Origin of the sequence: Streptomyces sp. NPDC005820 (assembly GCF_040630255.1) — a bacterium.
Taxonomy (GTDB): domain Bacteria; phylum Actinomycetota; class Actinomycetes; order Streptomycetales; family Streptomycetaceae; genus Streptomyces.
The window spans coordinates 226,432-245,090 of the sequence record NZ_JBEXXE010000014.1; the positions used below are offsets into that span (position 1 = coordinate 226,432).

At 69.8% G+C, this 18,659-nt stretch carries 18 protein-coding genes and 5 tRNA genes; 10 read left to right on the plus strand and 13 right to left on the minus strand.

Translation table 11 applies throughout. The features are described 5' to 3' along the window. Nucleotides 1–85: 85 nt before the first annotated feature. Nucleotides 86–580: a DUF4188 domain-containing protein gene (locus tag ABZ464_RS19520; RefSeq protein WP_359278476.1), complete on the minus strand. Its 495-nt coding sequence runs from the start codon at nt 578–580 to the stop codon at nt 86–88. 38 nt (nt 581–618) lie between these two features. Here ABZ464_RS19520 and ABZ464_RS19525 point away from each other — a divergent pair, with 38 nt between their 5' ends. Next, on the plus strand, nt 619–1,263 hold the full coding sequence (locus ABZ464_RS19525) for a MerR family transcriptional regulator (RefSeq protein WP_359278479.1): 645 nt from the start codon (nt 619–621) through the stop codon (nt 1,261–1,263). 68 nt (nt 1,264–1,331) lie between these two features. Here ABZ464_RS19525 and ABZ464_RS19530 read toward each other — a convergent pair. From ABZ464_RS19530 to ABZ464_RS19555, 6 genes are all read right to left on the minus strand, one after another. After that, nucleotides 1,332–1,404, minus strand: a tRNA-Glu gene (locus tag ABZ464_RS19530). A 28-nt stretch (nt 1,405–1,432) separates the two neighbouring features. Continuing rightward, a tRNA-Gln gene (locus tag ABZ464_RS19535) sits at nt 1,433–1,504 on the minus strand. Nucleotides 1,505–1,523: 19 nt separating this feature from the next. Next, nucleotides 1,524–1,596: transfer RNA gene (locus ABZ464_RS19540), tRNA-Glu, on the minus strand. Nucleotides 1,597–1,624: 28 nt separating this feature from the next. After that, nucleotides 1,625–1,697 (minus strand) — tRNA-Glu (locus ABZ464_RS19545). A gap of 21 nt (nt 1,698–1,718) precedes the next feature. Further along, a tRNA-Gln gene (locus tag ABZ464_RS19550) sits at nt 1,719–1,790 on the minus strand. Nucleotides 1,791–1,881: 91 nt separating this feature from the next. Next, a complete protein-coding gene (locus tag ABZ464_RS19555; protein WP_359278482.1) occupies nt 1,882–2,616 on the minus strand; it encodes an HAD family hydrolase in 735 nt (244 codons plus the stop codon). A gap of 37 nt (nt 2,617–2,653) precedes the next feature. Between ABZ464_RS19555 and ABZ464_RS19560 the strand changes: the two genes are divergently transcribed. Continuing rightward, complete coding sequence (locus tag ABZ464_RS19560) at nt 2,654–2,938, plus strand: hypothetical protein (RefSeq protein WP_359278485.1); 285 nt, start codon at nt 2,654–2,656, stop codon at nt 2,936–2,938. Nucleotides 2,939–2,999: 61 nt separating this feature from the next. On the opposite strand, the gene gltX is transcribed toward ABZ464_RS19560, so the two are convergent. The 3 genes from gltX to ABZ464_RS19575 form a co-directional block, all read right to left on the minus strand. Then, on the minus strand, nt 3,000–4,484 hold the full coding sequence (gltX, locus tag ABZ464_RS19565; RefSeq protein ID WP_359278488.1) for a glutamate--tRNA ligase: 1,485 nt from the start codon (nt 4,482–4,484) through the stop codon (nt 3,000–3,002). Further along, nucleotides 4,477–5,262 (minus strand): fumarylacetoacetate hydrolase family protein, encoded by a 786-nt coding sequence (locus ABZ464_RS19570; protein WP_359278491.1) that lies wholly within the window; start codon nt 5,260–5,262, stop codon nt 4,477–4,479. Before ABZ464_RS19570 ends, gltX begins: the two co-directional genes overlap by 8 nt. 173 nt (nt 5,263–5,435) lie before the next feature. Beyond that, entirely contained in the window at nt 5,436–5,624 is a 189-nt protein-coding gene (locus ABZ464_RS19575) for a hypothetical protein (RefSeq protein ID WP_359278494.1), read from the minus strand. A 569-nt stretch (nt 5,625–6,193) separates the two neighbouring features. Between ABZ464_RS19575 and ABZ464_RS19580 the strand changes: the two genes are divergently transcribed. From ABZ464_RS19580 to ABZ464_RS19615, 8 genes are all read left to right on the plus strand, one after another. Continuing rightward, complete coding sequence (locus ABZ464_RS19580) at nt 6,194–9,868, plus strand: nitrate- and nitrite sensing domain-containing protein (protein WP_359278497.1); 3,675 nt, start codon at nt 6,194–6,196, stop codon at nt 9,866–9,868. A 9-nt stretch (nt 9,869–9,877) separates the two neighbouring features. Beyond that, on the plus strand, nt 9,878–10,291 hold the full coding sequence (locus ABZ464_RS19585) for a roadblock/LC7 domain-containing protein (RefSeq protein WP_003973453.1): 414 nt from the start codon (nt 9,878–9,880) through the stop codon (nt 10,289–10,291). Nucleotides 10,292–10,403: 112 nt separating this feature from the next. Continuing rightward, nucleotides 10,404–10,802 carry a DUF742 domain-containing protein gene (locus tag ABZ464_RS19590; RefSeq protein WP_055633953.1) on the plus strand — a complete coding sequence of 133 codons (399 nt, stop codon included), beginning with the start codon at nt 10,404–10,406 and terminating at the stop codon, nt 10,800–10,802. Beyond that, on the plus strand, nt 10,783–11,358 hold the full coding sequence (locus tag ABZ464_RS19595; protein WP_054239771.1) for an ATP/GTP-binding protein: 576 nt from the start codon (nt 10,783–10,785) through the stop codon (nt 11,356–11,358). The genes ABZ464_RS19590 and ABZ464_RS19595 overlap by 20 nt, the downstream gene beginning before the upstream one ends. Before the next feature lie 374 nt (nt 11,359–11,732). Continuing rightward, nucleotides 11,733–15,053 (plus strand): nitrate- and nitrite sensing domain-containing protein, encoded by a 3,321-nt coding sequence (locus ABZ464_RS19600; protein ID WP_359278500.1) that lies wholly within the window; start codon nt 11,733–11,735, stop codon nt 15,051–15,053. Nucleotides 15,054–15,063: 10 nt separating this feature from the next. Beyond that, nucleotides 15,064–15,477: a roadblock/LC7 domain-containing protein gene (locus tag ABZ464_RS19605; RefSeq protein WP_356035147.1), complete on the plus strand. Its 414-nt coding sequence runs from the start codon at nt 15,064–15,066 to the stop codon at nt 15,475–15,477. A 96-nt stretch (nt 15,478–15,573) separates the two neighbouring features. Beyond that, entirely contained in the window at nt 15,574–16,161 is a 588-nt protein-coding gene (locus ABZ464_RS19610; protein ID WP_055633954.1) for a DUF742 domain-containing protein, read from the plus strand. Then, a complete protein-coding gene (locus ABZ464_RS19615) occupies nt 16,142–16,723 on the plus strand; it encodes an ATP/GTP-binding protein (RefSeq protein ID WP_359278503.1) in 582 nt (193 codons plus the stop codon). The genes ABZ464_RS19610 and ABZ464_RS19615 overlap by 20 nt, the downstream gene beginning before the upstream one ends. 77 nt (nt 16,724–16,800) lie before the next feature. Here ABZ464_RS19615 and ABZ464_RS19620 read toward each other — a convergent pair whose 3' ends face one another. The 3 genes from ABZ464_RS19620 to ABZ464_RS19630 all read right to left on the minus strand — a co-directional run. Then, entirely contained in the window at nt 16,801–17,307 is a 507-nt protein-coding gene (locus ABZ464_RS19620) for a hypothetical protein (RefSeq protein WP_359278506.1), read from the minus strand. A gap of 78 nt (nt 17,308–17,385) precedes the next feature. Continuing rightward, nucleotides 17,386–17,580, minus strand: a complete 195-nt coding sequence (locus tag ABZ464_RS19625) for an acyl-CoA carboxylase subunit epsilon (RefSeq protein WP_359278509.1) — start codon at nt 17,578–17,580, stop codon at nt 17,386–17,388. Nucleotides 17,581–17,637: 57 nt separating this feature from the next. Then, the coding region (locus tag ABZ464_RS19630) for a carboxyl transferase domain-containing protein (RefSeq protein WP_359278512.1) at nt 17,638–18,659 on the minus strand (1,022 nt) is incomplete at its 5' end.

The following is an 18,659-nucleotide window of genomic DNA, read 5'->3' on the forward strand; positions in this document are numbered from 1 at the left end:
GGCGCGGGGCTGTACCCATATGCGGCTCCGCCGCGTGGGCGCGAACAACCACGACGCACCCGCACCCACCATGCGCCACCAGCCCCTACGAAGCCGGGGCGCGCCAGGCGAACCGATCCTTCGCATACCGCCCGCGCGCAGCGACCGGCACCTGCCCATGCGCCGCCGCGAGGCCGAACGCCGGCATGTCCCCGTAGATCGCTTCGTAGGAACCCTCCGGCACGACATACGCCTCGTGCCAGATCCCCACGTGCCCGCGCACCTTCCCCTCCCGCTCCACGCGGTTGAGCCTGGCCCACGCACGGTGGTGGAACGCGTCGGACGCGCTCGCGTAGGCGTACAGCTTCTCCTTGGACTCCCAGTACTGGACGACGTAGTACGTCCGCGGCGAGGCCGTCAGCAGCACACGCCAGAGCAACCCCCGCTCCGGCTCCCGCTTCAGCTCCGCGAGCATCCTGAACATCGCCGACATGACCGGCACCCACTGGTGCACGGCCCAGAAGTGGTTGACACGCATCCCGATGAGCAGGACGACCACGTCACCCTGCGCGTTCGCGGTGGTACGGCTGGCTCCGGACATGCTTGGATAGTGGCGCTGTCCAACGAAAGGCGCAAGGGATGCGGCTGGCCGAGCTGAGCGAGCACAGCGGGGTCTCGACGGCGACGATCAAGTACTACCTCCGCGAGGGCCTGCTGCCGCCCGGCCGCCAGATCAACGCGACGACCGCCGAGTACGACGAGGAGCATCTGCGCCGGCTGCGGCTGGTGCGGGCGATGATCCAGGTGGGCCGGATCCCGGTGGCCACAGTCCGGGAGGTCCTCGAGCACGTCGACGACGACTCCCTCGGCCGTACGATCCGGCTCGGCGCGGCCCTGTGGGCGCTGCCCCAGGTCCCGGAGCCGGACGCGGAGGACGAGCACGTACGGGCCGCCCAGCAGGAGGCGGACGACCTGCTGCGCACGCTGGGCTGGGCGAACGCCCGGCTGCTGACCACGATCTCCCCGGCCTACCGCTCGCTGGTGGTGTCCGTGGCCGCCCTGCGCCGCCTCGGTTACGACTGGGACGCCGAACTGCTCGTGTCGTACGCGGAGTTGATGCACCGGGCCGCGGTCCTCGACCTGGACTTCGTGGAGACGCGGGAGTCGGAGGCGGAGCGGATCGAGACGGCGGTGCTGGGCGCGGTCCTGGTCGAGCCGATGCTCCAGGCGCTGCACCGGCTGGCGCAGGAGGAGGAGTCGGCGCGGCGGTACGGCTTCGAGTGAGGTGTACGGCGTCGGGGCCCCGGAATGCCGAAGGGCCCCCACCGAAGTGGAGGCCCTGTCGGACTGTGTACCCCCGACCGGATTCGAACCGGCGCTACCGCCTTGAGAGGGCGGCGTGCTAGGCCGCTACACAACGGGGGCATGGACACTGCGTTTCCGCAGGTCCGAGCTGGTCTACCTGGACTCGAACCAAGACTAACTGAACCAGAATCAGTCGTGCTGCCAATTACACCATAGACCAATGTGGTTTAGACCAGTCGTACCCCCGACCGGATTCGAACCGGCGCTACCGCCTTGAGAGGGCGGCGTGCTAGGCCGCTACACAACGGGGGCCCTAGCGGTCATCCGTGGATGACTACCGTACCCCCGACCGGATTCGAACCGGCGCTACTGCCTTGAGAGGGCAGCGTGCTAGGCCGCTACACAACGGGGGCGTTGCAGATGAGCTCTGCGAGCTGGCCTACCTGGACTCGAACCAAGACTAACTGAACCAGAATCAGTCGTGCTGCCAATTACACCATAGGCCACTGGAACGCAAGCCCCGGATGGGGTCTCGTTCTAGTTTCGCGCTTCGGGTTTCCGGCCTTCCGGCCCGCTCCCCTCGGCGCAGGAAGAACATTACCCGAAGGTGGACGGGGCTCCAAAACGGGTATCCGCGCCGAGGATCGCGGGGAGTTCGGCGAGGGTGGCGATGCGGTGCCGGCCGGATGGCACCTCTACGGTCGCCGTACCGCCGTAGCGATCGATCCACACCGAGAGCAGACCCGCGTCGGCGGCGCCCCGCCCGTCGATCTCCGGGTGGTCGCCGACGTACGCCACTTGGTGCGGGGCCAGCTCCAGGGCGTCGCAGGCGGCCAGGAAGGCGGCGGCCTCCGGCTTGGACACGCCCAGCTCGGCGGCGCACAGGATGACCTCGAAGCGGTCGTGCACCCCGAGGACGCGCAGCTTGTGGTCCTGGACGTGGATGCTGGAGTTGGAGAGCACCGCGTGGCGATGGCTGGCGGCGAGGGCGTCCAGCACGGGCAGGACGTCGGGGAACAGCGACCAAGCCGCCTCGTAGTGCGTGAGGTAACGCCGGAACCAGTCGTCGCTCTCGTCGTCGGTCAGCTCCGGCCGGTCCAGGAAGACCCGCACCCGGTCCCGCCGCTGCCCCTCGAAGGTGATCTCCCCCGCCGAGAACCGCGCCCACTGCCGATCGGTGACCTCCCGCCACCGTTCGATCGCCCGCTCCGCGCTCCCGTACCCCGCCAGCAGCCCCTCGGCCACCAGATGCCCCCGCATGCCCTCCCGGTCGGCGGTCGTGTAGTCGAAGAGAGTGTCGTCAACGTCCCAGACCACGGCACGAATGCTCATGGCCCCGACGGTATCGCGGGCTGGCATGCTGAGAGGCATGATCGAGTACCGCGTCCAGTTCACCGTCGAAGCGCGTGCGACATACGACGACCTGCCCGAGGAGCGGCGGGCTCAGCTGGACAAGGCCGTGCGGATGGTGTCGCGCGACCCGTTCCGGAAGAACGCGACCGCGCCGCTCGGGCCCGACGAGCACCTGCGCAGGGCCTATGCGACTCCCGGCATCATGCTGGAGTACATGGTCGCCGGCGCCGTCATGGTCGTCGTCGTCCTGGAGATCTTCGACGAGTTCGCGTACCTGGTCGACGAAGCCGACGCACAGTGAGCAACGCGTGAGGGGCGGCACCCGCAGTCTCCGGGTGCCGCCCCTCACGCATGCCTGCGTGTCAGCCCGCCAGCTTCGCCAGCGCCGCGTCGATGCGCGCCAGCGTCCTCTCCTTGCCCAGGATTTCCAGGGACTCGAAGAGGGGGAGGCCGACCGTGCGGCCGGTGACGGCTACGCGGACCGGGGCCTGGGCCTTGCCGAGCTTGAGGCCGTGGGCCTCGCCGGCGGCCAGGACGGCCTCCTTCAGGGACTCCGCCGAGGTCCAGTCGGCCGACTCCAGCTTCTCGCGGGCCGTGCCGAGGAGCGCGTCCGCGCCCTCCTTCATGGCCTTCGTCCACGAGGCCTCGTCGGTGACCGGCTCGGCGAGGAAGAGGAAGTCGACGTTGTCGGTGATCTCGGAGAGGACCTTGAGGCGGGTCTGGGCGTGCGGGGCGATCGCCTCCCACTTGGCCTCGTCGAAGTCCTCCGGGGCCCAGGACGCGAACGGCGCCTTCAGCCAGGGCGCGCAGCGCTCCGTGAAGTCCTTCACGTCGAGCATGCGGATGTGGTCGCCGTTGATCGCCTCGCACTTCTTGAGGTCGAAGCGCGCCGGGTTGGGGTTGACGTCCGCGATGTCGAAGGCCGCGATCATCTCGTCCATCGCGAAGATGTCCTGGTCGGCGGAGAGGGACCAGCCGAGCAGCGAGAGGTAGTTGAGCAGGCCCTCGGGGAGGAACCCGCGCTCCCGGTAGAGGTTGAGGGACGACTCCGGGTCGCGCTTGGAGAGCTTCTTGTTGCCCTCGCCCATCACGTACGGCAGATGGCCGAAGGACGGGGTCCCCTTGGCGACGCCCAGCTCGATCAGCGCCTTGTACAGGGCGATCTGGCGGGGGGTGGAGGAGAGCAGGTCCTCGCCGCGCAGGACGTGGGTGATCTCCATCAGGGCGTCGTCGACCGGGTTGACGAGCGTGTAGAGCGGGGCGCCGTTCGCGCGGACGATGCCGTAGTCGGGCACGTTCTCCGCGGTGAAGGTCAGCTCGCCGCGGACCAGGTCCGTGAAGGTGACGGTCTCGTCGGGCATCCGGAAGCGGACGATCGGGGCGCGGCCCTGGGCCTGGTACTCCTCGACCTGCGCCTCGGTGAGGTCGCGGCAGTGGCCGTCGTAGCCGGAGGGCTTGCCGGCGGCGCGGGCGGCCTCGCGGCGGGTGTCCAGCTCCTCCTGGGAGCAGTAGCAGCGGTAGGCGTGGCCGGCCTCCAGCAGCTTCTGGGCGACGTCGGCGTAGATGTCCATGCGCTGCGACTGGCGGTACGGCGCGTGCGGGCCGCCGACCTCGGGGCCCTCGTCCCAGTCGAAGCCCAGCCAGCGCAGCGAGTCGAGCAGCTGGTCGTAGGACTCCTCGGAGTCGCGGGCCGCGTCGGTGTCCTCGATGCGGAAGACCAGCGTGCCCTGGTGGTGCTTGGCGAACGCCCAGTTGAACAGGGCGGTGCGGACCAGGCCCACGTGGGGGTTACCGGTGGGGGAAGGACAGAAACGTACGCGGACGGGTGAGCCGGGTGCGCTAGCCACGCTTGACAACCTTGTTGGTGAGAGTGCCGATGCCTTCGATGGTGACGGCGACCTCGTCGCCGACAGCCAGGGGGCCGACCCCTGCCGGGGTGCCCGTGAGGATCACGTCGCCGGGGAGCAGCGTCATGGCCTCGGTGATGTTGACGATCAGATCCTCGATGGAGTGGATCATCTCGCTGGTGCGGCCGAGCTGGCGCTGCTGGCCGTCGACCGTGAGCTGGATCGTGAGGTCGGACGCGGTGGCGAGGTCCAGGTCCGTCTCCACCCAGGGGCCGAGCGGGCAGGAGGTGTCGAAGCCCTTGGCCCGCGCCCACTGCTTCTCGCGCCGCTGGACGTCCCGTGCGGTGACGTCGTTGGCGCAGGTGTAGCCGAAGATCACGTCCGCCACGCGTTCGCGCGGGACCTCGCGGCACATCCGGCCGATGACGACCGCGAGCTCGGCCTCGTGGTGCAGTTCCTCGGAGAACGGCGGGTACTGGATGTCGTCGCCGGGGCCGATCACCGAGGTGGAGGGCTTGAAGAAGGCGAACGGGGCGTCCGGCACCTCGTTGCCCAGCTCGCGCGCGTGCTCGGCGTAGTTGCGGCCGAAGGCCACCACCTTGTTGGGCAGGACGGGCGGGAGCAGCCGGACCTTGCTCAGCGGCACCTTCGTACCGGAGAGCTCGAATTCCGCGAACGGGATGCCCTTGATGATGTCGAGGACGAGCTCGTCCGGCTTGTCGCCCTCGACCGCGCCGAAGGCGACGTTGCCGTCGATGGAGAACCTGGCGATGCGCACGGGTTGGTTGGCCCCTTGCCTGGCTGGAGTGTGACGCTCCAGGCTAACGCGGAAGGGCGCCCCCGGCCGGGGACGCCCTTTGACATCCGGTGCGGTCGCCTTGAGCATTCGGCGGCCGGTGCGCGTATCACTCCCCGGAGATCGTGAAGATCTCGTGGATCCCTACGGGAGATCTACTCCGCGACGGAGGCCGCGACCGGGGCCTCCATGAGGATGGTGCGCTTGGGGTTGGCGGTCTGGGTCGGCAGGTCGACGGCGTGCTCCGGCTGGACGGGGAGCTGCAGTTCGTCGGCGTCCGCGAGGTGCGCCAGCGTCGTGCGTCGCGGGTTGGCGATCTTGTGGAACATCGTCGTCGTCTTCACTGTTGTACGTGACCCTGTCTGCTCGTTGTGCCGGGTTGTCGGATATGCCATCCCTGTAAAGCGTCAGGCTAAACACGCGATTCCCGGGTAACTCGCGAAGGCGGCATGATCAGCGTGTGAGTTTGCTCACGAATCGATGATCAAAGTGGTCAAACCGTGCCACCGATCGACCACTTGGAAACGGACATTGCCCACCTGAAGCCCCCATTCCGCTCCTGATCATGGCGACTGGGACACCTGCCACGCTTCAGCGTTTCGGGCACTTATGCCCGCTTTACACGGGAACCTTTTCTACGTCTCGTAACGTTCCCCTTACGCGCTGTCACGCATGTCACAGCCCGGCCAACACACCTTGTTGGAGATCCGGCACTGTGCTGGAATCTCACGGACCGCCGCTGGATCGAGCCGGCGCACCGTGGCGCGACAGCGCCGTAGTGGCGGTTGGAAGGGGGAGCCAGCGCCGGTCACTCACGACCATTCGAGGGACGTAATTCAGGGCGTCCTTCAATACGCCGACACCGTCCTTCCGTTCATCCGGAAGGGCGCCTGGTCCAGAGGTTGCGACGCTAGTGCAGGGACGTTTCAAGAGGGATGGCAGTGCTTCGGCGGAGCCGGAGCCGCACGGCGGGACTGCCCCCAGCAATGGCAGCTCCTCGCCCCAGCACGCCCAGAACCCGGGCCCGGCCCCGTCCGGCGACGGCGGTGAGCGCCCAGGGCGCCCCGGCGCGTCCGCGTCGCCGAGCTCCCTTCCCCCGACTCCGACGATCAAGCCGCCGAGCGTCTCCGTGGGCCCCGGCCCACGCGTCGCGCTGCGCAACTGGCGCATCTCCACCCGTCTGGTGGCGCTGCTGACCCTTCCGGTGGTCGCGGCCACCACCCTGGGCGCACTGCGTATCAACGAGTCCATGGACGACATCCAGCAGCTCGACAACATGCGGCTGCTGACGGACATGACCAAGCAGGCGACCGAGCTCTCCGTCGCCCTCCAGGAGGAGCGCGACCGCTCGGCCGGCCCGATGACGCACGGCACCAAGGCGACCGACTTCGGCATCAAGGGCTACCGGACCAAGACGGACCGGGCCGTGACCGCCTTCCAGGACGCCTCCGAGGAGATCAACACCGCCTCCAAGGACGGCAACCTCCAGGGCGTCCGCGACAGCCTCATCGGTCTGCTCTCCGACCTCGCGAACCTCCAGAAGATCCGCTCCACGGCGTACGCGGAGAAGGGCAACGCCGGCCAGACGGTCGACGCCTACCACCAGCTCATCACGAGCCTGCTCGACCTCTCGCAGGACATGGCCCAGGCCACCAGCAACCCGGAGATGATCCAGCGCACCCGTGCGCTGGCCGCCTTCTCCAACGCCAAGGAATACGCCTCGGTCCAGCGCGCCATCCTCGCGGCCGCGCTGCCGGCGAACAACACCTCCTACGGCGAGCTCTCCAACAACGAGCGGCAGTACGCCGACGCCGCCTTCGACAACGAGGCCTCCGAACTCGCGAGTTTCCGCAGCATCTACGGCGACGACGGCGCCGAGGAGCTGCTGAAGCCCATCGAGCAGGGCAACCCGGTCATCGAGGAGTCCGACACCTACGCCTCGCGTGCGTTCGCCTCCGCCTCCGGTCTGACCTCGCAGGACCAGCGGTCGTACCAGGACTGGATCGACGACTCGTCGACCAAGATCCGCCAGATGAACAACATCGAGCACACCCTGCTCGAGGACATGGAGCAGAAGGCCCGCGAGCTGCGCTCCGAGTCCGAGCGGGACGCCATCATCAACGGTGCCCTGATCCTGCTCGTCCTCGGTGTGTCGCTGGTCGGCGCCTTCGTCGTCGCCCGGTCCATGATCCGCTCGCTGCGCCGCCTCCAGGAGACCGCCACCAAGGTCGCCCAGGACCGTCTGCCCGAGCTGGTCAAGCAGCTCTCCGAGTCCGACCCGCAGGACGTCGACACGTCCGTGGAGTCGGTCGGTGTGCACTCCCGGGACGAGATCGGCCAGGTGGCCGCGGCCTTCGACGACGTGCACCGCGAGGCCGTCCGCCTCGCCGCCGAGCAGGCCCTTCTGCGGGGCAACGTCAACGCGATGTTCACCAACCTCTCGCGCCGCTCCCAGGGCCTCATCCAACGTCAGCTCTCGCTCATCTCCGAACTGGAGTCCCGCGAGGCCGACCCGGACCAGCTGTCCTCGCTCTTCAAGCTCGACCACCTCGCCACCCGTATGCGCCGTAACGGCGAAAACCTCCTGGTCCTCGCGGGTGAGGAGCCCGGCCGCCGCTGGACCCGCCCGGTCCCGCTGGTCGACGTCCTGCGCGCCGCCGCCTCCGAGGTGGAGCAGTACGAGCGCATCGAGCTGGCGTCCGTGCCGTCCACCGAAGTGGCCGGCCGGGTCGTCAACGACCTCGTGCACCTCCTCGCCGAGCTGCTCGAGAACGCCACCTCGTTCTCCTCGCCGCAGACCAAGGTCAAGGTCACCGGTCACGCGCTGCCCGACGGCCGCGTCCTGATCGAGATCCACGACACCGGTATCGGCCTCTCCCCCGAGGACCTGGCCGCGATCAACGAGCGGCTCGCCTCGCCGCCCACCGTGGACGTCTCCGTCTCCCGCCGCATGGGCCTCTTCGTGGTCGGTCGTCTGTCGCAGCGGCACGGCATCCGCATCCAGCTGCGCCCGTCCGACTCCGGTGGTACGACCGCGCTGGTCATGCTGCCCGTGGACGTCGCCCAGGGCGGCAAGAAGCCCCAGCCCAAGCCGGGTCAGGGCGGTTCGGCCGGCGGTCCCGCCGCCGCGCAGGCCGCCGCGGGCGTCGCCGCCGCGCGTCGCCAGGGTGGTCCGCAGGGTGGTGCGCTCGGCGCCGGTGCCCCGGGCGGGGGCGGTTCCCTCGGCGCCGGTCCCGGCTCCGGTCCCGGTGCGGGCGGCCGCCTCGCCGCCGGCCAGGGTCCCCGGGCCGCGCTGCCCGGCCGTGACGGCGGTGGCCGTCCCGGCGGCCAGCCCCCGCGCGGACCGCAGTCCCCCGTCCCGCCCCAGCAGGACCGTCCGGCCCCGGCCGGCGCGGGCGCCGGCTTCGGCGGTCAGGCACAGGGCTTCCAGAGCCCCGGGACCAACGACCAGGCCCAGGACTTCTTCGGCGGCAGCCGTCCGCCGCAGCGCAAGAACAACTCCGAGCAGCGTGGCCGTCAGCCACAGCTCCCGCCGCGCGGCGGCCCGCGCGCCGAGCTGCCCGGCGGCAACCCGCAGCCGCGCGTGACCAGCTGGGGCGACGAGAACGCCCAGCCGCCGGTGCCGCGCACCCCGCTGGACGCCCCGCGCGGCCACGAGGAGCCGGACGTCGCGCAGACCTCGCGCATGCCGCGCATCGACGACCGCCAGGGCCCGGCCGACTTCGGCCGCGGCGTCGGCGGTCCGCAGAGCACGGGCCAGTTCCCCGCCGTCGCCCCCCAGGACATGGGCGGCACGGGCCAGTTCCAGCGCCCGGGCGGCGCCGACCGGCAGGACAACGGGTTCACCCGCTCCGACGTCTTCGGCGCACCGGCCGGGCAGAACACCCCGGCGAACCCGAACCCGTTCGCTCCGCAGGCGTACGACAACGGCTCCACCGGCCAGTTCGCCACGCCGGGCTACGACAGCTCCAGCACGGGCCAGCACGCGCTGCCCGGCCGCCAGGACATGGCGTCCACGGGACAGTTCGAGCGCCCCCAGATCAACGGCGCCAACGGCTACGGCTCGCCGCGGCCGCAGGTGCCGCCGCGTCCCGCCCAGCGTCCCGAGCCGGAGGCCCTGCCGCCGGCCCCGGGTCCGGGCGACGGCCGCACCCCGCTGTACGACACGCTGGAGACCAACTGGTTCCACGGCGGTCCGCAGGCGGGCGAGCAGGCTCCCGCGCCGCAGGCACCGCAGCAGCAGCCGCAGGCTCCGGCCGCTCCCCAGCGGCCCGCGGCGGGCGGCCCCTCGACCTCCTCGTGGCGTACCTCGCCGAACGACGAACTCGTCCGCCAGGCCGAGCGCGTCCGGCAGCCCGCCGCGGGCGGAGTCACCACCTCCGGTCTGCCGCGCCGGGTGCCCAGGGCGAACCTGGTCCCGGGCACGGCACAGCAGCAACAGCACCAAACCGGTCCGCAGGTCTCGCGTGCGCCTGACGACGTACGCGGACGGCTGACCAATCTTCGTCGGGGCATCGCGCAGGGTCGTCAGGCCGGCAACGGTCAGACCGGCAGTTTCCCGAGCCCCACTCACCCGCAGGAGCGTTAGTTGAGTCAGATGAGCCAGGCGGCACAGAATCTGAACTGGTTGATCACCAACTTCGTGGACAACACCCCCGGGGTGTCCCACACCGTCGTCGTGTCCGCCGACGGGCTCCTGCTCGCGATGTCCGAGGGTTTCCCGCGCGACCGTGCCGACCAGCTGGCGGCGGTCGCGTCGGGGCTCACCTCGCTCACGGCCGGCGCCTCCCGGATCTTCGAGGGCGGCAACGTGGCCCAGACGGTCGTCGAGATGGAGCGAGGATTCCTCTTCCTCATGTCCGTCTCGGACGGCTCGTCCCTGGCCGTGCTCGCCCACCCCGAGTGCGACATCGGCCTCGTCGGCTACGAGATGGCGCTCCTGGTCGACCGCGCGGGCGCGGTCCTCACCCCGGACCTGCGCGCCGAGCTCCAGGGCAGTCTGCTTCACTGACCGACCCCGGCACCACCCGCCTCACGAAATCACCGTCCGGCCGACACAAACCCCCCACCGGCCTCGACGGACGGCACGACTGACCGAGAATGCTGTCCCGCCCGGAGGATCCATGACCCCGCCCCCCGCCCATCATGATCCGTACGCGGAGCCGTACGGGGATGAGGGCGACCAGCCGCTGGTGCGTCCTTATGCGATGACCGGTGGCCGGACCCGGCCGCGCTATCAGCTCGCCATCGAGGCGCTGATCAGCACCACGGCCGACCCGGCAGCACTGATGGGGCTGCTCCCGGAGCACCAGCGCATCTGCCACCTGTGCCGCGAGGTCAAGTCGGTCGCCGAGGTCTCGGCGCTGCTGGCCATGCCGCTGGGTGTGGCGCGGATTCTGGTGGCGGACCTCGCCGAGGCCGGTCTGGTGGCCATCCACCAGCCGGGCGGCGACGAGAACAACGGTGGCGCTCCGGACGTGACGCTGCTCGAAAGGGTGCTCAGTGGACTTCGCAAGCTCTGACGGGGGCCGGGCCACCACTTCCGCGAAGATCGTGGTGGCGGGTGGCTTCGGCGTGGGCAAGACCACGTTCGTGGGAGCGGTCTCCGAGATCAACCCGCTGCGTACCGAGGCCGTCATGACGTCCGCGTCGGCGGGCATCGACGACCTCACCCACACCGGGGACAAGACCACCACCACGGTGGCCATGGACTTCGGACGTATCACCCTGGACCAGGACCTGATCCTGTACCTGTTCGGCACCCCCGGCCAGGACCGCTTCTGGTTCATGTGGGACGACCTGGTGCGCGGCGCCATCGGCGCGATCGTCCTCGTGGACACCCGCCGCCTCGCCGACTGCTTCCCCGCCGTCGACTACTTCGAGAACAGCGGCCTGCCGTTCGTCGTCGCTCTCAACGGCTTCGACGGCTCGCAGCCCTACCAGCCCGAAGAGGTCCGCGAGGCCCTGCAGATCGGCCCGGACACCCCGATCATCACGACCGACGCACGGCACCGCTCGGATGCGAAGAGTGCGCTGATCACGCTGGTCGAGCATGCGCTCATGGCGCGTTTGCGGTAACTTTCAAGTTCACCGTGGCGTACGGCAGTTGTCGTAGACACTTCGGAGCCGGCTGTGGCCTTTGACACGGCCGGCTCCGGTGTTCATAACGTTTCGGCAGAGGAATCCAGTGGTACCGCCACGCGTCGCGGTCGCTTGGTCTCGCTGTGCGCACGAAAGCCCCGTCTTTTGACGGGGCTCGTTCTTTTTGACCGTTTTATCTGCGGCTTACATCACGTCGAACCGGCGCTTCCCCATGTTTGGAATCGCGCAGGACGTCGTGCTGGAATGCCTGAACTGCCCAATAGTCAATGACGTACTGATGGTCGATGGCTGACCGGGCTCTGAGAACCTGCGGCACGGAAGGTGCCGACCGCCGAGAGGTTGTTGGTCGAGTGAGGCGAAGCAAGAAAAGTCCCGAGCCTGCGGCCCGGGGCAACTTCACGCCGCCGTCGCGCGGAGCGGCGCCCGCCCCTGTGCCCGGCTCGGAGCCGACGGCCGCACCCCCGAAGAGCGGTGGTCGGCTGTCCCCGCGCAACTGGCGGGTGCCGACGAGGCTGAACGCGATCCTGCTCATACCCGTGCTGGTCGGCCTGGTCATGGGCGGCTTCCAGGTGAAGGGCTCGATCGACACCTGGCAGGAGGCGCGCGACGCCGAGAAGGTCGCGAAGATCGTGGCCGCGGCCGGTGAGTACGCCCAGGCTCTCCTCAACGAGCGGGACGTCTCCGCAGAGCCGCTGCTGGAGAACAAGAAGGACTCCCCGATCGTCAAGCAGGCCCGCGCCGTCACCGATGAGAAGGCTGCCGCCTTCCACCAGGAGACGGTCGGGATGCCGGACAAGGAAGGCCTCAAGCGCCGCCTGAAGCTGGTGGAAGAGGCCGAGCCGACGCTGACGAAGATCCGCGCGGTCGCCTACGGCAAGGCGCTGGACCCGGTGAAGACCGAGGAGGGCTACGTCGCTGTCGAGCACCTGCTCGTGGAGTTCTCCAACGAACTCGGCCTCGGCACCGGCAACATCACCGCGTACGGCCGTTCGGTGTACGCGCTCGCCCTCGGCAAGGGCGCCGAGTCGCTGCAGCGCGCGATCGGCATGCACCTGCTGGTCCGGCCCAGCCCCGACGAGAAGGTCTACCAGCAGCAGCTCACCTCCTTCACCTCGTACGCCTACCTCGAGGGCATCGCCATGCAGGAGTACGTCTCCGGTGGTACTCCCCAGGACGAGGCGCGGCTCACCGAGGTCATGAAGGAGAAGCAGGCCGAGGGCGAGAAGGCGGCAGCCGACGCCAAGGCCAAGACGGAGGCCGCGGGCCAGACGTACACCGCGCCGCCGTCGATGACCGACATGATCAAACTGATCGGCAGCGGCCAGCTGACCACCGCCCAGCTCGCCGCCCAGGGCATCACCGCCAAGTCGTGGATGGCCGCGGCGACCCTGAAGTTCGAGGGCTACAACCAGGTCGAGACCGAGATGATCAACCGCGCGGTGGACGAAGCCGGGCAGATCGCCTCCGACGCCCAGCGCGACGCGATCATCAACGCCTCGATCGTCATCATCGCCCTGCTGGCCGCGTTCATCATCGCCTCGCTCATGGCCCGCCAGATGAGCACCTCGATGCGCCAGCTGCGCAACGCCGCCTTCGGCATCGCCGAGCAGCGGCTGCCGATGCTGGTCGACCAGCTCTCGCGCACCGACCCCGGCCGCGTCGACACCCGCGTCCAGCCCATCCCGATCAACACCCGCGACGAGATCGGCGAAGTCGCCCGCGCCTTCGACCAGGTCCACCGCGAGGCCGTCCGGCTCGCCGCCGAGCAGGCCCTGCTGCGGGGCAACATCAACGCGATCTTCACGAACCTCTCCCGGCGCAACCAGTCGCTGATCGAGGGCCAGCTGACCCTGATCACCGACCTGGAGAACAACGAGGCCGACCCGGACCAGCTGGAGAACCTCTTCCGCCTGGACCACCTCGCGACCCGTATGCGCCGCAACGGCGAGAACCTCCTGGTCCTCGCCGGCGAGGAGCCCGGCCGCCGCTGGGACCAGCCGGTCCCGCTGGTCGACGTGCTGCGCGCCGCCTCCTCCGAGGTGGAGCAGTACGAGCGCATCGAGCTCTCCGGCGTCCCGGAGGCCGAGATCCACGGCCGCGCCGTGACCGACCTCGTGCACCTGCTCGCCGAGCTGCTGGAGAACGCGACGACGTTCTCCTCCCCGCAGACCAAGGTCCGCGTCACCGCGACCCGTCTCCCCGACGGCCGCGTCATGATCGAGATCCACGACAAGGGCATCGGCCTGACCGCCGAGGACTTCGCGGACATCAACCACAAGCTGGCCAACCCGCCGACCGTGGACGCCGCGATCTCGCAGCGCATGGGTCTCTTCGTGGTCGGCCGGCTGTCCGACCGGCACGGCATCCGCGTCCAGCTGCGTCCCTCGGGCGAGCAGGCCGGCACCACCTCGCTGGTCATGCTCCCGGACGCCATCACCCACGGTGGCGGCGGCGAGCAGCCCGAGCGCGACGAGTTCACCGTCTCGCAGATCATCCCGGAGCAGCACCAGCAGCAGCTCCCGGGCGAAAACTTCAACACCGGCCTGCCGATGCGCACAGCCGCCGAGCTCGGCTTCGACGACAGCCGCTACGACGTCCCCGACGACCTGCGCGACCTGGACCCGGTGGGCCGCTCGCTGATGCGCGAGGAGCGCAAGGCGGCCCTGGAGTCGCAGGCCGGCCATCCGCAGCAGACACAGGAGATCCCCGCCTTCGGCGAGGGCTTCGACGGCACCCCGCAGCAGCCCGCCTACGACAACGGCTTCGACGCGGCCCCGACGGGCTACGACAGCAGCCAGACGGCGTTCGTGGACCAGCCGGGGGCGTACGAGGGCGCGCACGGTCAGAACGGCCGTACGGCGTACGAGGAGCCGCGGCAGGCGCCGTACGAGGAGCAGCAGCGGCCCGCGTACGACGGGCAGTACTTCGCGCCGAACGACGGGATGCCGCAGGGCGAGTCCTTCTCGGCCCCGAACGGTGTGCCGCAGAACAACGGCTTCTCGCCCAACGGCGGTTACCCGGACCCCGCGTATGCGGAGCCGGCCCAGGACGAGCGCGCGGCCTCGCACGCCACCGCGGCCGAGGGCTACCCGGCGTACGAGGAGAAGTCCTACCAGGACGACTGGCCGCAGCAGTCCGGTTACCGGAACGGCTACCCGGACCAGTACGCTCCGGAAGCGGAATCCACGCAGGCCGCTGACGCGGGTGAGCAGGACCGCGTAGGCTTCGACCGTCCGGGACCGGCCGCATCCGCCGTCCACGAGCTGACCGACGCCGGGCTTCCCCGCCGCGGATCCACCGCGGCGAACGGTTCGAACGGCGCCGCGCGGCCCGTGCACACGGAAGCGCCGGCCTCCACTTCGGAGAGCAACGGCGACAGCTCCTGGCGTTCGGCGAACGACGCGCGCTGGCAGCAGGCCTCGCAGCTGCGGAAGCCCAAGGCAGGCGGGGTCACCTCGTCCGGTCTGCCGCGGCGTGTGCCCAAGGCCAACCTGGTCGAGGGCGCCGCCGAGACCACCCCTCAGGGAGGCCCACAGGTCTCCCGCGCTCCGGAGGACGTCCGGGGCAGGCTGAGCAACCTGCGTCGAGGCGTCCAGCGCGGGCGCAACGCAGGCAGTGAAACGAACGGCCAGGGCTTCGGTCCTGACAGCACCTACAACCAGGAGCGTTAGTGTGAGCCCGATGAGCCAGGCGGCACAGAACCTGAACTGGGTGATCACCAACTTCGTGGACAACACCCCGGGGGTGTCCCACACGGTGGTGGTCTCCGCCGACGGACTCCTTCTGGCGATGTCCGAAGGCTTCCCCCGCGACCGTGCCGACCAGCTCGCGGCTGTCGCCTCCGGTCTGACGTCCCTGACGGCAGGCGCCTCCCGGATCTTCGAGGGAGGCAGCGTGAACCAGACGGTTGTGGAGATGGAGCGCGGATTCCTCTTCCTCATGTCCATTTCCGACGGTTCCTCGCTCGCGGTTCTCGCGCACCCGGAGGCGGACATCGGCCTCATTGGGTACGAGATGGCGCTTCTGGTGGACCGTGCCGGCACGGTTCTGACGCCCGACCTTCGCGCGGAGCTCCAAGGGAGCCTGCTCAACTGACAGTAGGACGGTGCGTTTTGGCGTCCCGAGGCCGTAGGGTTTCGGGACGCGGCTCCATAGTGATGGGTGCCCGGCACAGTCGGAGGAGGAGAGAAAGTGGCAACACCCCCAGGCGGTTCGAATACGGGTAATTGGTCGTACGGTCCTCCCCAGGGCCCGGGCGACGGTTCCCACAACCCGAACCGTTACAACTTCCCCTCCGCACCGAGCCAGCAGCGGCCGTACGCACCCCAGAGCCCACAGGGCCCCGGGCCGTCGCCGTACGACCAGCCGCAGGCCCCGCGCATCCAGCCCGTGCAGCCGCAGCGCCGCACCCCCGAGCCGGCGCCCGCCGGGGCGTCCAACAACCCCCTGGTGCGTCCGTACGCCATGACCGGCGGCCGGACCCGCCCGCGCTACCAGCTCGCCATCGAGGCGCTGGTGCACACCACTGCGCAGCCGCACCAGATGCAGGGCCAGTTGCCCGAGCATCAGCGGATCTGCAATCTGTGCCGTGAGATCAAGTCGGTGGCCGAGATCTCGGCCCTCCTGACCATCCCTCTCGGCGTGGCCAGGATCCTCGTCGCCGACTTGGCGGAGGCGGGACTGGTCGCCATCCATCAGCCCGGCGGCGACGAGAGCGCCGGCGGCCAGCCAGACGTGACACTGCTCGAAAGGGTGCTCAGTGGACTTCGCAAGCTCTAGCGGCGGTCCTTCCCGCTCCACCACCTCGGCGAAGATCGTGGTGGCGGGTGGCTTCGGCGTGGGCAAGACCACGTTCGTCGGGGCCGTCTCGGAGATCAACCCGCTGCGTACCGAGGCCGTCATGACGTCCGCGTCGGCGGGCATCGACGACCTCACCCACACCGGGGACAAGACCACCACCACGGTGGCCATGGACTTCGGACGTATCACCCTGGACCAGGACCTGATCCTGTACCTGTTCGGCACCCCCGGCCAGGACCGCTTCTGGTTCATGTGGGACGACCTGGTGCGCGGCGCCATCGGCGCGATCGTCCTCGTGGACACCCGCCGCCTCGCCGACTGCTTCCCCGCCGTCGACTACTTCGAGAACAGCGGCCTGCCGTTCGTGATCGCCCTCAACGGCTTCGACGGGCAGCAGCCGTACAACCCCGAAGAGGTCCGCGAGGCCCTGCAGATCGGCCCGGACGCCCCGATCATCACGACGGACGCCCGACACCGCTCGGACGCCAAGTCGGCGCTGATCACGCTTGTGGAGCACGCGCTGATGGCCCGCCTGCGGTAGGTCTCCGACACGTCACGGCCCCTGTGCCCTCCCTTAGGGAGCACAGGGGCCGTTCGCTTGCCGTCCGCGGGCCCGTATCAGCCCGCGGCTCCCAGGAGGATGCTCCGGATGGAGCCCATCCCGTACTTGTTCTCGGCGCTGGAGAGTGCGGCGACCTCCAGCAGCAGCGGCCGGATGTCGACCCCGGCCTCCCGGGCTTCGGCGCACAGGTCGTGCAGCGTGAGCAGTTCGTCCCGGGTGTCGCCGTCGTGGTCCCGGGCGGACAGGTGCAGCAGCCGCTGCCGGAATCCCTCGGGGGTGCGCTCGTACGGCAGCCGCGTGGCCCAGCGGAACGAGGAGCAGCGGTCGAGGAGGGCGCGTACGGCGGCGCGGTCCTCGTCGTCGCCGTGCTCGTAGTGGGCGAGCAGCTCGCGCAGCGCGGCCTCGGCGCGGGTGCGGACGTCCGCCTCGTCGAGCGGCCGGGGCCCCTCGCGCATGCGCCGCTCCCAGTCGGGGTCGGTGGGGTCCACGGGCCGGTCGGCGATCGGCCGCAGCCGGGCGTCGATCCGCACCACCTCGTCCACGAGCGCCGCCGGCAGCCCCATGCGCCTCCCCCTTTCGCGTCTCGTCCTCTTCGGGTACGCCGAAGGGCCCCTCTCCGGGAGAGGGGCCCTTCTTGGTGCTCAGCGCCAGCTGTGGGGGGCTCGGAAGCCGCCCTCGCGCTCCAGGCGGCGCCAGCCGGCCTTGCGGCGGGGGCGGTGGGCCTGGGTGGGCTCGGAGGTGCGGGCGGCGGCGCGGGCCAGCAGGATCGCCGTGATGGCGGCGACTTCCTCGGGCTCGGCGTTGCCCTTCTCGACGCGGATGTCGGGAGTGTTCATGGGTGTCAGTCTCCGTGAGAGAGGTTTCCGCAGAGGTATCGGCGAGAGTCCGCCGGGTTACTGCGGGGGGTTGCCGTGCTTGCGCGAGGGCAGGTCGGCGTGCTTGGACTGGAGCATCGCGAGCGACTTGACGAGGATCTCGCGGGTCTCGGCGGGGTCGATGACGTCGTCGACCAGGCCGCGCTCGGCCGCGTAGTAGGGGTGCATCAGCTCGGACTTGTACTCCTTGACCATGCGGGCCCGCATGGCCTCGGGGTCCTCGGCCTCGGCGATCTGTCGCCGGAAGATGACGTTGGCGGCGCCCTCGGCACCCATCACGGCGATCTCGTTGGTGGGCCAGGCGTAGGTCAGGTCGGCGCCGATGGACTGGCTGTCCATCACGATGTACGCGCCGCCGTAGGCCTTGCGCAGGATCAGCGAGATCCGGGGCACGGTCGCGTTGCAGTAGGCGTAGAGGAGCTTCGCGCCGTGGCGGATGATTCCACCGTGCTCCTGGTCGACGCCGGGGAGGAAGCCGGGTACGTCCAGAAGAGTGAGGATCGGGATGTTGAACGCGTCGCACATCTGCACGAAGCGCGCGGCCTTCTCCGAGGCCTCGATGTCCAGCACGCCGGCCAGGGACTGGGGCTGGTTGGCGACGATGCCGACGACCTGGCCGTCGAGGCGGGCCAGGGCGCAGATGATGTTGCGGGCCCAGCGCTCGTGGACCTCGAGGTACTCGCCGTCGTCGACGATCTCCTCGATGACCTTGGTCATGTCGTAGGGCCGGTTGCCGTCGGCCGGGACCAGGTCGAGCAGCGCGTCACCGCGCCGGTCCGCCGGGTCGCCGCACTCGACGCGCGGGGGGTTCTCACGGTTGTTCTGCGGCAGCAGCGACAGGAGGTAGCGGACCTCCGCGATGCAGGTCTCCTCGTCGTCGTAGGCGAAGTGGCACACGCCGGAGGTCTCGGCGTGCACGTCCGCGCCGCCGAGGCCGTTCTGGGTGATCTCCTCGCCGGTGACCGCCTTGACGACGTCCGGGCCGGTGATGAACATCTGCGAGGTCTCGCGGACCATGAACACGAAGTCCGTCAGTGCGG